Origin of the sequence: Nocardia macrotermitis (genome assembly GCF_009604405.1) — a bacterium.
Classification (GTDB): Bacteria; Actinomycetota; Actinomycetes; order Mycobacteriales; family Mycobacteriaceae; genus Nocardia; species Nocardia macrotermitis.
The window spans coordinates 181,053-193,115 of sequence record NZ_WEGK01000009.1; the positions used below are offsets into that span (position 1 = coordinate 181,053).

The 12,063-nt window shown below is 67.0% G+C and carries 10 protein-coding genes; 4 read left to right on the top strand and 6 right to left on the bottom strand.

Features of this window, described 5'->3' with window-relative positions:
• Window positions 1-23: 23 nt before the first annotated feature.
• Window positions 24-1,406, top strand: coding sequence for an alpha/beta hydrolase family protein (locus NRB20_RS21470; protein WP_153411923.1), 1,383 nt, complete (start codon window positions 24-26; stop codon window positions 1,404-1,406).
• Here NRB20_RS21470 and treZ read toward each other — a convergent pair.
• The 6 genes from treZ to NRB20_RS21500 form a co-directional block, all read right to left on the bottom strand.
• Window positions 1,378-3,141: a malto-oligosyltrehalose trehalohydrolase gene (gene treZ / locus NRB20_RS21475; protein ID WP_319945229.1), complete on the bottom strand. Its 1,764-nt coding sequence runs from the start codon at window positions 3,139-3,141 to the stop codon at window positions 1,378-1,380. The genes NRB20_RS21470 and treZ overlap by 29 nt on opposite strands.
• Window positions 3,142-3,219: 78 nt before the next feature.
• A complete protein-coding gene (locus tag NRB20_RS21480; RefSeq protein ID WP_153411924.1) occupies window positions 3,220-3,681 on the bottom strand; it encodes a GNAT family N-acetyltransferase in 462 nt (153 codons plus the stop codon).
• A 133-nt stretch (window positions 3,682-3,814) separates the two neighbouring features.
• Window positions 3,815-5,428: an AMP-binding protein gene (locus NRB20_RS21485; protein ID WP_194289953.1), complete on the bottom strand. Its 1,614-nt coding sequence runs from the start codon at window positions 5,426-5,428 to the stop codon at window positions 3,815-3,817.
• A gap of 16 nt (window positions 5,429-5,444) precedes the next feature.
• Window positions 5,445-6,620 (bottom strand): aromatic ring-hydroxylating oxygenase subunit alpha, encoded by a 1,176-nt coding sequence (locus tag NRB20_RS21490; RefSeq protein ID WP_153411926.1) that lies wholly within the window; start codon window positions 6,618-6,620, stop codon window positions 5,445-5,447.
• Window positions 6,621-6,779: 159 nt separating this feature from the next.
• Entirely contained in the window at window positions 6,780-7,463 is a 684-nt protein-coding gene (locus NRB20_RS21495; RefSeq protein ID WP_153411927.1) for a response regulator, read from the bottom strand.
• A complete protein-coding gene (locus NRB20_RS21500) occupies window positions 7,460-9,127 on the bottom strand; it encodes an ATP-binding protein (RefSeq protein WP_153411928.1) in 1,668 nt (555 codons plus the stop codon). The genes NRB20_RS21495 and NRB20_RS21500 overlap by 4 nt, the downstream gene beginning before the upstream one ends.
• Before the next feature lie 186 nt (window positions 9,128-9,313).
• Here NRB20_RS21500 and NRB20_RS21505 point away from each other — a divergent pair, with 186 nt between their 5' ends.
• From NRB20_RS21505 to NRB20_RS21515, 3 genes are read left to right on the top strand one after another with little or no spacing between them, the layout of a single operon-like run.
• A complete protein-coding gene (locus NRB20_RS21505; protein ID WP_153411929.1) occupies window positions 9,314-10,120 on the top strand; it encodes an ABC transporter ATP-binding protein in 807 nt (268 codons plus the stop codon).
• Window positions 10,110-10,994, top strand: coding sequence for an ABC transporter permease (locus NRB20_RS21510; RefSeq protein WP_319945230.1), 885 nt, complete (start codon window positions 10,110-10,112; stop codon window positions 10,992-10,994). Before NRB20_RS21505 ends, NRB20_RS21510 begins: the two co-directional genes overlap by 11 nt.
• A 3-nt stretch (window positions 10,995-10,997) precedes the next feature.
• Window positions 10,998-12,047, top strand: coding sequence for an ABC transporter substrate-binding protein (locus NRB20_RS21515; RefSeq protein ID WP_153411931.1), 1,050 nt, complete (start codon window positions 10,998-11,000; stop codon window positions 12,045-12,047).
• The last annotated feature ends 16 nt before the right edge of the window (window positions 12,048-12,063 follow it).

Sequence of the window (12,063 nt, forward strand, 5' to 3'; positions counted from 1 at the left end):
GGTTCGCCCGGCTACGCTGAGTTATGCGATCGTTGCGGGTCCTGACACTGATTCTGCTGATCATCGCGGTCCTCGACCGCGCACCACGACCCCGGCGACACGCCGGCGAGGATGCGCTGGCGGGCGATTGGACCGGGACGCTGGAGATCCCCGGACAACCGTTACCGCTGGGCATCAGCCTCGACGGCGACAGCGGATCGCTGACGGTGCCGGTCCAGAGCCTTTTCGAACATCCCCTCGCCGAGGTCGTCGTCTCACCCGAGAAAGTCGCCTTCACCATTCCCGGACTGCCCGGCGCACCCACCTTCGCGGGCCGCTACGACCCCTCGGATGCGGTGATCACCGGGACGTTCACCCAGGCCGGACACGAACTGCCGCTGACACTGCGGCGCGGCACGGTTCCGGTGCCGCCACGTCCGCAGGAACCGGCCGAGCCCCGGCCGTACCGGTCCGAGGAGGTGACCTACCCCAGCGGCGACATCACGATCGCCGGGACGCTCACCCTGCCGCCGGCGCCCGGCACCTACCCGGCGGTGGTCCTGCTCAACGGCAGCGGGAAGAACGACCGGAACGAAGAAGTGTTCGGGCACAAGCCTTTTCTGCTGCTCGCCGACACGCTCACCCGAACCGGGTACGCCGTGTTGCGCACCGATAAACGCGGTGTCGGCGGCACCGGCGGCGTCCTGGCCGACGCCGATTACGACGATCTCGCGGGGGATGTCGTCGCGGGACTGGAATTCCTGCGCTCACGCCCGGACATCGACGCCCAACGCGTCGGACTGTTCGGCCACAGCGAAGGCGGCTACCTCGGGCCGCTGGTCGCCTCCCGGCCGGAGAACCGGATCGCGTTCGTGATCATGATGGCCGGTCCCGCGGCCTCCGGCAGGGCGGTGCTGTTGGCCCAGAACCGGGCGATCATGGCGGTTCGCGAGGCATCCGGCGACGAGATCGCCACGCAGCTCGGCTTCGTCGAAAAGCTCACCACGCTGCTGCTCGACGGTGATCCGGAGCGGGCCCGGCAGTTCGTCCTCGAACACAACGCCGCCCTGCCGCCGGAGCAGCGACAGCCCGAATCGACGATGGATCGGATCGTCAACACGAACTTCGCCGCATTCGTCGGCTACGACCCGGCCGCGGCGTTGCGTGCGCTGCGCATACCGGTGCTGGCGTTCTTCGGGTCGAAGGATCTCCAGGTTCCGCTCGAGCAGAACGCGCCGCTGGCACGCACTCTGCTGGCGGAGAATCCTGATGCGGATGTCCACGTCTTCGACGGGCTCAACCACCTCATGCAGCCCGCGACCACGGGTAGTCCGACCGAATACGGGCAAATACAGGTCACCGTGGCGCCGGAGGTTCTCGAGTACGTTGTCGACTGGCTCACTCGGCGGGTGCCACCGGCCGAGTGATTCCGGCACGCTCCGGGTCCGAGAGCAGGGCGAAGGAGTGCGCGGGAACTGTTGTGTGCGAATCGGTTTGCTGGATCGGATCCCAGACCAGCAGCGGGTCGCCGGTGACGGGTAGTCGCACGGGATGTTCGGACAAGTTGCAGGCGAGGTGGATTCCGTTGCGGTGCACAATGATCCAGCGTTCATTTTCGTCGTACTCGGCGGTGAGACGATCCAGCCTGGGATCTGCGAGGCTCGGCTCGGTGCGGCGCAGGGTCAGTAGTGCGCGGTAGCAGTTCAGCAGGCGGGAATGGGTGGGGTTCCCCGGCTCGGACCAGTCCAGTTTCGAGCGGTGGAAGGTGGCCGGGGCCTGCGGGTCGGGGATGTCGGCGGCGGGCCAGCCGTGGTCGGCGAATTCGTTCCTGCGTCCCTCAGCGACCGCGGCCGCGAGTTTCGGTTCGGGGTGGGAAGTGAAGTACTGGAACGGAGTTCGCGCACCCCACTCCTCGCCCATGAACAGCATCGGCGTGTAGGGCGAGATGAGGATCAGGGCCGCTTTGATCGCGAGTTGACCATCGGTGAGGTAGGCGGACGGGCGATCGCCGAGGGCACGGTTGCCGATCTGGTCGTGGGTGCAGGTGTAGCCCATCAACGCGCTGCCGGGTATGAGGCGGGTGTTCAGGGGGCGGCCGTGGGTTCTGCCTCGGAAGCTGGAATAGGTTGCGGCGTGGAAGAATCCGTTGCGCAGGGTGTCGGCGAGACATCTCATGGAGCCGAAATCCGCGTAGTAGCCCTGTCTTTCACCCGAGACGGCGGTGTGGACCGCATGGTGGAGATCGTCGTTCCACTGGGCGTGCAGACCGAAACCTCCTGCCGCGCACGGGGTGATCAGGCGCGGATCGTTCAGGTCGCTTTCCGCGATCAGGCTCAGCGGGCGTCCGAGCCGGGCCGAGAGCGCGGCGGTTTCGGTGGCCAATTCCTCCAGCAGTCCGATCGCACGGTGATCGACCAGGGCGTGCACCGCGTCCAATCGCAGTGCGTCGATGTGGAATTCGTCGAACCAGCGTAGTGCGTTGTCGATGATGTAACGCCGGACCTCGTCCGAACCTGGTCCGTCGAGATTCAGCTGCTGACCCCAGGTGTTGGATTCCGCGCCGAGATAGGGCCCGAAGCGCGGCAGGTAGTTCCCCGAGGGCCCGAGATGGTTGTAGACGACATCCAGTGCGACCGCCAAACCCCTACCGTGACAAGCATTCACGAACCGCTGCAACCCGTCCGGCCCGCCGTAGGGCTCGTGTACCGCGTACCACAACACACCGTCGTAGCCCCAGTTCCACACCCCGTTGAACGCGTTGACCGGCATCAACTCGACCGTGGTCACCCCGAGTTCCACCAGATGGTCCAGTCGCTCGACCGCCGCGTCGAACGTGCCCTCGGGTGTGAATGTCCCGACATGCAGCTCGTAGCACACCGATCCGGCCAATTGTCTTCCAGTCCAACCGGAATCGGTCCATCCAGCTGGATCCAACGCATGCCGCGCCGACCGCCCGTGCACTCCGTCCGGCTGTCGCGCCGAACGTGGATCGGGCAAGACCAGCGCATCGTCATCGATCAGAAATCCGTACCGAACCCCCGGACCACCCTCGGCCTCGGCCACCCACCAGCCATCGGCACCGGGCCGCATCTCGTGGACCGCCCCCGCCACCTCGACCCGCACCCGCGCCGCCGCCGGGGCCCACACCTCGAACCGGCTCACACCCTCACCTCACCAGCGGACCGCACGCTCATGACCCCAGCATGGCACGCCCTCCCGCGACCGCAACCGACCCGCAATTCACGCGATTCGCTTGGTCATGAACACGCTGAGCGGATCGGGACGGTAATCGCCGAACGGCTCGCAGTACTCGAATCCGTGGCCGAGGTAGAGGCGGCGAGCGGGCTCGAAGAAATCCTCCGCACCGGTTTCCAGGCTCAACCGCGTAATCCCGACGCGCGCCGACTCCGTTTCCAGATGCGCCAGCAGTAGCGCGGCCACGCCCCGGCGGCGATGGGCATGCGCGGTGCGCATGGATTTGATCTCGCCGTGGTGGGCGTCCAGGCGCTTGATCGCGCCGCAACCGGCGAGGCGGCCGTCCTCACGCACGGACCAGACCGTGATGTCCGGGCGACGCAGGGCATCGACGTCGAGGGCATGCATGCTGTCCGCGTTCGGTGTGACCACGCGCATCTCGTCCAGGTGCCCGCCGATCAGGTCGACGATGTCCTGGCCGGTCAGGTCGTCCGTGCGGATCTCCATTCGGGTGAGGCTACCGACGCGGCCATTCGGCGGCACGACCCGCCGGTCACTGGGGATGACGGCCGACTCGCGAATCGGTCGCGGGTCGTTCCGGTGGCAGCACCGTCGCGGTGAAGATGCTGCCACCGCGAACTCAATTCAGTGCACCCTGCTGGTAGAGGTCGCGGGTGCGGCCGCGGCGCAGTTTCCCGCTGGTGGTCATCGGCAGGCTACCGCGACCGACGAGCCGAATGTCCTTCAGCTCCAGACCATGTCGGGCGAGAACACCCGCGCGGATCGCCTCGATCGCCGCCTCGTCCGCGTGCTTGGTCTCGGCCACCAGCACCACCGCGCCGTCGACGGCGAAGACCGCGCAGGCGTGTGCCCGGACGGACGGGGTGGCCGACGCCGCCGTGCGTTCGACATCGACGGGGAAGATCCAACGACCTTCCGCGACAATCAGATCCGCGGTGCGCCCCAGGACGAACAGCTCGCCGTCGAGCAGACAGCCCAGATCACCGGTGGGCAGGAAACCGTCCACACCACCGACCGCGATGGTCCCACCTTCGACACCCCAGTACCCGGCTGCCACACTGGATCCGGTGATCATGATCTCACCGACGAATCCCTCAGGGAGACTTCGTTGTTCGTCGAGCGACGCGATCGTCACCCACACCCCGGAACCCGGACGCCCACTCCCGGCCAGCAGCACGGTCTCGGCATCCTCGGCACCGGACACGACCTCACCCCGCTCCAACCGCTGCCGATCGGCACGCACCATGACCGGCGGCGTGTTCAGCGGAGCGATACACACGTGCACGACAGCCTCGCCGAGACCGTAAGCGGTACTGAGGGATTCGGGCCGCAGCCCGGACGCCGCGAAACCGGCGAGGAATTCGGTGATCTGCGCCGGATCCAGCACCTCGGCCCCGGTCCGCGCGATCCGCAGCCGATCCAGCCGCAACGTCGCGCGCTCGGCGGCCGGTATCCGCCGCAGCAGCATGTCGTAGGCGAAACCGGGCAGCGCGGCCATGGTGGCCGCACGTTCGGACACCGTGCGCAGCCAGTGCGCCGGATCGGCGACGAAATCCTGCGGCTGCATCATGACCACGCGGTATCCGTCGTAGAGCGGTTGCAGCACCTGGCTGACCAGGCCGAGATCGTGGAACAGCGGCAACCAGCCGATCATGAGATCCTCGCCGGTGAGCACGTTGTCGGCCGATGCCAGCGCGAGATTGGCCAGCACATTGGCGTGGGTCAGCACGATGCCGCGCGGCGATCCGGTGGTCCCGCCGGTGTATTGCAGATACGCGGTATTCGACGGCCGGACCTCCGGCAGCACGAAATCCGCTGGGTCGGTGGCACTCTCGCGCAACTCGTGCGCCGAGACCAGCTTCGGTCCCTCGACCGCCGCCAACATCGCGACCCAATCACGTTCGGTGACAAGGAGATTCGGCGCACAATCGGCGACGATCGCGGCGAACCGCTCGGCCATCGGACCGGGCAGCGGCGGCGGGCACGGCACCGGAAGTACCCGGGCGTACAGACATCCGAAGAACGTCGCGACGAAGTCGGTACCGCTGGGCATCACCAGCAGCACCCGATCGCCCGGTGCGGTCAGCTCGGTCAGCCGGGCAGCCGTGGCGCGGGCCAGCCGATCCAGATCCGCGTAATTCGGCGGATTCGCCGTATCACCGAGAAATTCCAGCGGCGCGATTTCGGGCTGGGTACGCGCTTTGTGGTCGAGTAATCCGACCAGAGTTGTCATCTCCGACATACTGTATTCAGCTCTCGATCATACTGTTGTCCGCGGACGGGGCAATACTCCGGTCCGGCCCGTACTCGAGGGAATGCATCATCGAGCCTTCGGGATAAAGTTTGGCCTTCTCACGCTGATAGTTGGCGAACATCGAGCGCATCGCCAGAATGGTCTGGTCGAATTCGGTCGCGCGCAACTGCTCGCACTCGACATAACGGGCCTGCGCGATCATCTGCCCATCCTCGATCGCGAGATGTTGCAGCACCGAATCCCGCATCAACCGCCGGGCCAGCATCCGCCCCAGCCGCCCCTGGCCGCGACCATCGGCGACGGAGGTGTAGACGAAACGATTCTTGCCCTCGGCGATCGGATTGACACTCGCGATGATTCGCACCGGCATACGCCCCATGGTCAGCCAGGTGTCCTGACACACCGGGGTGAGCAGATCCGCGCGCGCGTGCATGCGATAGACGCGTTCTTTTCGGGCCCGCCCCGACAGTCGCCGCCGAACATTCGCCAGCAGCAGCAACAGGCGAACCGACAGCGCGAAATCCGCCGACGGACCGTCGTCACGAATATGGAAATCCAGTTCGACACCGGGCCGGGCCGGATAGGTGCTGTCCGCCCGCACACCGATGACCGGGGATTCTATCGCCGCGGGCCGCTCGGGCGAGGCGAAGAACGAACTCTCGGCATGCGCCCACGCGAAGTGCGGCATGTCCAGGTAGTGATCCATCCAGACCCGGATATCGCCACCGATGTCGAATGCGCCGGTGACGAGGATGCGATCCTCCGGCAGTCCGGCCAGATCGACCGGAAAGGGCGCCGCCGTCTCGTCCTCGATCGATATCCAGATCAGGCCGAGTTCTTCCCGGACATGGAATTTCCGGACGCCGCACTTGCGCTGGAAGGCGTCATCGGCACGGAAAACCGACGGGATGTTCACACAATCGCCGTCGGTATTGAATCGGAAATGATGGAAATCACATCGGATATTCTCGCCGCGAATGCTGCCGCAGGACAGCGGAATACCGCGATGGCCACACAGATCTTCCAACGCGCCCAGCCGACCGGACGTGGTGCGGAACACAACCACCGGTGTTCCCCAATAAATCACGCGCATCGGGTCGCGCGTCAACTCTTCGGATCGAAGCACAGGAAGCCACATCGACAACGCCTTTCCAAGGGACGAAGATGGCATGCTCAATAAATACTCGTTGCCCGGGCTCGACACCCGTCAGGTCCGATACCAACGGTGGAACTCAGATCCGCGATCAGTGTGCAGCACCCCGCCGGGCGATGCCAACTCGAAACCCCTCTTGTCACACGGCAGTTACCCAAGGTTTGAAAAATGCGCGATTCAGTCCGTCTCGACCGCGAGGTATTCCTGTTCCGGTCGCCCGGTGCTGCCGTAGCGCAGCCGCATGCGTAGCGCGCCCGCACCCACCAGGGTGGCCAGGTAGCGCTGGGCGGTCGCGCGGGAGATGCCGGTCGCGGCGGAGACCTCGGCGGCGGACAGGGCCGCGGGCGCGTCCCGTACCGCCCGCAGCACCAGATCCTTTGTCGGAGAGGAGGAGACGGGCGCGGGTCCGGAGGATCCCGCACCGACCGAACCGGCCGGGCGCAGCGCTTCGAAGGCCGTATCGATGTCCCGGGGCGTGACCACCGGCACCGACAGCAGTTTCCGATAACGCGCGTAACCGGCCAGACGAGCGGCCAGGGCGGCATGATCGAACGGCTTCACCAGGTAGGCCAGCGCACCGGCCGACAGTGCCGCCCGCACGGTGTCGGATTCGGTTGCCGCAGTGAGCATCATCGCGTCACAGGCGATCTCGCGCACCAGCTCGACCCCGGAACCGTCCGGCAGATACACATCGACCAGCGCCAGATCGTAGCGGCCCGCGGCGATCGCCGACCGTGCCTGCGCCAGGGTGTGCACGGTCGCCCCGACCGCGAAACCCGGTAGCGCCGAGACGATTCCGGCGTGCAGATTGGCCACCCGGAAGTCGTCGTCGACGACCAGGACCCGCAGTTCGGTGCTCATGCCGCGCCTGTCTCCTCCAGTACCCCGGGCAACCGGGCGATGAATTCCGCACCGGGCAGGGCGTTTTCGCCGCCGCCCGGACTCGCCAGCACCAGATCTCCGCCGAGCGCCCGCGCCACCTGCCGGGACAGCGCCAGCCCCACCCCGCGCCCGCCGGGCACCCCGTTGTCCGGCCGGGTCGAAACCCCCTCGGTGAAAATGACATCCACCAGTTCGGCGGGTACGCCCGCGCCGCTGTCGGCGACGGTGAGGTGCAGCGTCGAGCCCTCCTGCACGAGTTCGACCTCGACCGTCCGCGCGTCATCACCCGCCCGCGCCGCCTCGATGGCATTGTCCAGCAGGTTGCCCAGCACGGTCGTGACATCCACGGGCACAGCGAGATTCGCATCGACCCAGGTGTTCGCCCCGAGCCGCAGCCGCACACCGCTCTCGCGCGCATGCGCGGCCTTGGCGGCCAGGAATGCCTGGAGATACGGGTCCCGCAGCGCGTCCATCCCCGGTAGCGCCGCACCGAGCGGCCCCGAACCGAGCAACTCCTCGAGGTATTGGGTGGCCTCTTCCGGGCGGCCGCCGTGCAGCAGCCCGCTGAGCAGGTGCAGCCGGTTGGCGAATTCGTGGCGCTGGGCCCGCAGCACCGTACTCATGGACTGCACCGCGTCGAGTTGACGGGTCAGCGATTCGACGTCGGTGCGATCGCGCACGCTCAGCACCGCGCCCAGTTCCCGCCCCTCACGACTGACCGTGCGCGCGGTGACGACCAGCAGCCGATCCCCGACCGCCGCGGGCACCGGATGCGCCTGGGCCGCCCGGAACACCTCGAGCACCCGCGGCGTCAGCCCGATCTCGTCCACGTCCACGCCCGGCGCGCCGTCGACACCGAGTAGCCGCCGCGCCTCGTCGTTGACAACCGTTGTGCGCCAATGATTGTCGACCGCGACCACACCTTCGCCGATCCCGTGCAGCACCGCCGCCTGCTCGCGCACCAACTCCGCGAGTTCCGGCGGTTGCAGCCCCAGGGTCAACTCGTGCCAGCGCCGGGCCAGCAGCAGCGACCCGATGACGCCCGCGAACAGCGCCACCCCGGCGAGCAGACCCGCGCGCCGCAGGTCCCGGAGCAACTGATCGTGCACCGCCGCGGTCGAGATGCCGACACTCACCTCACCCACGACCTTGACCCCCTCCGGTTGCAGCACAGGCACTTTCGCCCGCACCGACTCACCGAGCGTGCCGCGTTCCTGGATCACCACCTCCGCGCCGCCGAGGGCCGCGGAGGGATCGGTGCTCACCATCTCCCCCAGCCGGTCGAGGGTGGGATGCGCCAGCCGGATCCCGGTGTCGTCGGTGATCACGACGTACAGCGCGCCGGTCCGGGTGCGGGTGTCCTCCGCGATCCGCTGGAGCCGTCCCCCGGCCAGTTCGGCATCCGATTTCGCCCCGCGCGCCATGGTCGCCGAGGAATAACCGTTCACCTCGTCCCGCACCACCGGGTCCGCCGCGACGGTACGCGCGATCGCCAGCGCCCGCTGCCCGTACTCCCCGGACAACCGCTGCTCACTCACGTACGCGAACACGCCGAACGCGATACCGAGCGTGAGCGCGACGAGCACCATGTGCAGTAACACGATCTGCGTCCGCAACCGCACCCGGCCGCCGAACACCGACATCGACCACGTTCTACCACCTCGAGCAAAACGCGCACAAGTAGCGGCGCGACGCTGAGCACAATGCGCAGAACGCGGAGATTGCAGGTTAAACGAGTTGTGCGCACAACCGGACGGATGTGACCCGGAGCACTTTATGGTCGATCGGCGGTCGCACGTGCGGTGCGGCGAGAGTTTCAGGAGCAGGCAATGACCAACCCTGTCATCGAGTTCCGGGGCGCGACGAAGCGCTTTCCCGGAACCGGCGGTGGTATCCACACGGCGGTGCGAAATCTGCACTTCACCGTCGCCCCGGGCGAATTCGTCGCCGTGGTCGGACCGACCGGCTGCGGCAAGTCGACGACGCTGTCGCTGGTGTCCGGTCTCGAACGCACCTCGGCGGGACGAACCCTGGTGCGCGGCAAGGACGTCGACGGCATTCCCGAGGGCATCGGGTACATGTTCCAGCAGGACGCGGTACTGCCGTGGCGCACGGTCCTGGACAACGTCGCCTTCGGCCCGCGACTGCGCGGCAGCTCGAAATCCCAAGCGCGCGAACGGGCTTCGCAGTGGGTGCACACCGTCGGCCTGGCCGGATTCGAGAAGTACTACCCGCATCAGCTCTCCGGCGGTATGCGCAAACGCGTGGCACTGGCCCAGACCCTGGTGAACGATCCCGAGATCATCCTGATGGACGAGCCGTTCAGCGCCCTGGACGTGCAGACCCGCCAGCTCATGCAGGACGAACTGCTGCGCGTGTGGTCCGGCACCGGCGCCGCGGTGGTGTTCGTGACCCACGATCTGGAGGAGGCCATCGCCCTGGCCGATCGGGTGGTGGTGATGACCGCGAGCCCCGCGACGGTCTGCGGCGACTACCGCGTCGAGTTGGCACGTCCACGCAATGTCGAGGAGGTTCGTCTCACCGACGAATTCCGCACGCTGTACACCGAGATCTGGGGCACGCTGCGTGACCAGGTCGAGGCCGCCCGCGCGAAGGGAGCCGGTCGTGTCGCTTGAGATCACCGAGAACGACTCGCCGACAGTCGAATTCGAGGCCGAGTCGGAGGAGCAGATCCTCGCCGCCGCCCGCCGTCGGGTGCTGCGGAACCGGCTGCGCACCTGGGGGCTGCGCCTCGCGATCATCGTGCTGTGGCTGGGCGCGTGGCAGCTGACCGCCACACTGTGGATCGACCCGTTCTTCTATTCCAAACCGTCGCTGATCTGGGACCGCCTGGTCGAATGGTTCGGCAGCGGAACGCAATTCGGCTCGATCTGGTTGCAGATCCTCACCACCGTGCAGGAGGCCGTGGTCGGCTTCGTGATCGGCGCGGTCGCCGGTGTGGTGCTGGGCGTGCTGCTGGGCCGCAGCCGGTACTGGGCCGAGGTCGCCGCGCCGTTCATCAAGGCGCTCAACGCCGTTCCGCGTATCGTGCTGGCCTCGCTGTTCATCATCTGGTTCGGGCTGGGGCTGGAGTCGAAGGTGGCCACGGTCGTCGTGCTGACCTTCTTCGCGGTGTTCTTCAACGCCTTCACCGGCGCCCGCGAGGTGGACGGCAACGTCATCGACAACGCCCGCATCCTCGGCGCGAGCCGCTGGCAGGTGCTCTCGCAGATCGTGCTGCCCAGCGCGACCACCTGGATCCTGTCCAGCCTGCACACCGCCTTCGGATTCGCGCTGATCGGCGCGGTGGTCGGCGAGTACGCGGGCGCGAGCAAGGGCCTGGGTCTGCTGATCGCCAACGCGCAGAACACCTTCGACGCCGCCGGTATCTACGCGGGCATGATCATCATCACCGCGGTGGCGCTGGTGGCGGAGTGGGCGATCGGATTCGCCGAGGGCCGGTTGCTGAAATGGCGTCCGTCGCAGGCACAGTCGGCACACGAGGTGTGAGAGATGAGATATCGCAAGCACATCGTGGCGGCGCTGCTGGCCGTCTGTGCACTGCTGCTGGTCACCGGCTGCCGTGATTCGCGGGTCATTCCGAGCAAGGACGGGCGGCCGCAGATCACCATCATGATCGGCGGCATCGACAAGGTGATCTACCTGCCCGCGATGCTGGCCCAGCGCCTGAACTACTTCGCGGACAACGACATCGACGTGCACCTGCTGGATCAGCAGTCCGGCGCGACCGCGGAGACCACGCTGCTGACCGGGGACGTGCAGGCGGTGGTCGGCTTCTACGACCACACCATCGACCTGCAATCCAAGGATCAGTGTCTGCGCACGGTGGCCCAGCTCGCCGACGTTCCCGGCGAGGTCGAACTCGTCGCGACGACACAGAGCGGAAAGATCAACTCGCCCAAGGATTTTGCCGGGAAGAAACTGGGCATCACCTCGCTGGGCTCGTCCACCGATTTCATCACCCAGGCCCTGGCCGGACAGGCCGGCCTGGGCACCTCGCAGTACGACCGGGTGAAAGTCGGTGCGGGACAGACGTTCATCGCCGGCATGAACCACGGCGGCATCGACGCGGGCATGACCACCGATCCGACCGTCGCGCAGATGGTGCGGGCCGGAACCGCCGAGGTGCTGCTGGACATGCGCACCGAGGCCGGTACCCGGGCGGCGCTGGGCGGACTGTATCCCGCCGCGTCGCTGTACATGCGGTGTGACACCGTGCAGTCGCATCCGGAGATCGTGCAGAAGCTGGTGAACGCCTTCGTGCAGACGTTGCGCTGGATCAAGGCGCACACCCCCGAGCAGATCGCCGCGAAGATGCCCCCGCAGTACGCCGCGGGCGGCAAGGACCTCTACATCCGGTCCATCCACGATTCGATCGGCATGTTCAACGGCGACGGTCTGATGAAACCCGAAGGGGCACAGAATGTCCTGAAGATCCTGGGTAAGTACTCGGCCAATGTCAAACCGGTGCACGACCGCATCGATCTGGCCCGCACCTACACCAACGATTTCACCCGCAAGGTGCCGCCCGGCACCCCGTGACACCGCCGGCGGGGCC

What these genes read in the sequence shown, in the direction of transcription:
- NRB20_RS21470 (WP_153411923.1), top strand. Translation starts at nt 24, where the DNA reads ATGCGATCGTTGCGGGTCCTGACACTGATTCTGCTGATCATCGCGGTC.
- NRB20_RS21480 (WP_153411924.1), bottom strand. Translation starts at nt 3,681, where the DNA reads ATGGAGATCCGCACGGACGACCTGACCGGCCAGGACATCGTCGACCTG.
- NRB20_RS21485 (WP_194289953.1), bottom strand. Translation starts at nt 5,428, where the DNA reads ATGACAACTCTGGTCGGATTACTCGACCACAAAGCGCGTACCCAGCCC.
- NRB20_RS21490 (WP_153411926.1), bottom strand. Translation starts at nt 6,620, where the DNA reads ATGCCATCTTCGTCCCTTGGAAAGGCGTTGTCGATGTGGCTTCCTGTG.
- NRB20_RS21495 (WP_153411927.1), bottom strand. Translation starts at nt 7,463, where the DNA reads ATGAGCACCGAACTGCGGGTCCTGGTCGTCGACGACGACTTCCGGGTG.
- NRB20_RS21500 (WP_153411928.1), bottom strand. Translation starts at nt 9,127, where the DNA reads ATGTCGGTGTTCGGCGGCCGGGTGCGGTTGCGGACGCAGATCGTGTTA.
- NRB20_RS21505 (WP_153411929.1), top strand. Translation starts at nt 9,314, where the DNA reads ATGACCAACCCTGTCATCGAGTTCCGGGGCGCGACGAAGCGCTTTCCC.
- NRB20_RS21515 (WP_153411931.1), top strand. Translation starts at nt 10,998, where the DNA reads ATGAGATATCGCAAGCACATCGTGGCGGCGCTGCTGGCCGTCTGTGCA.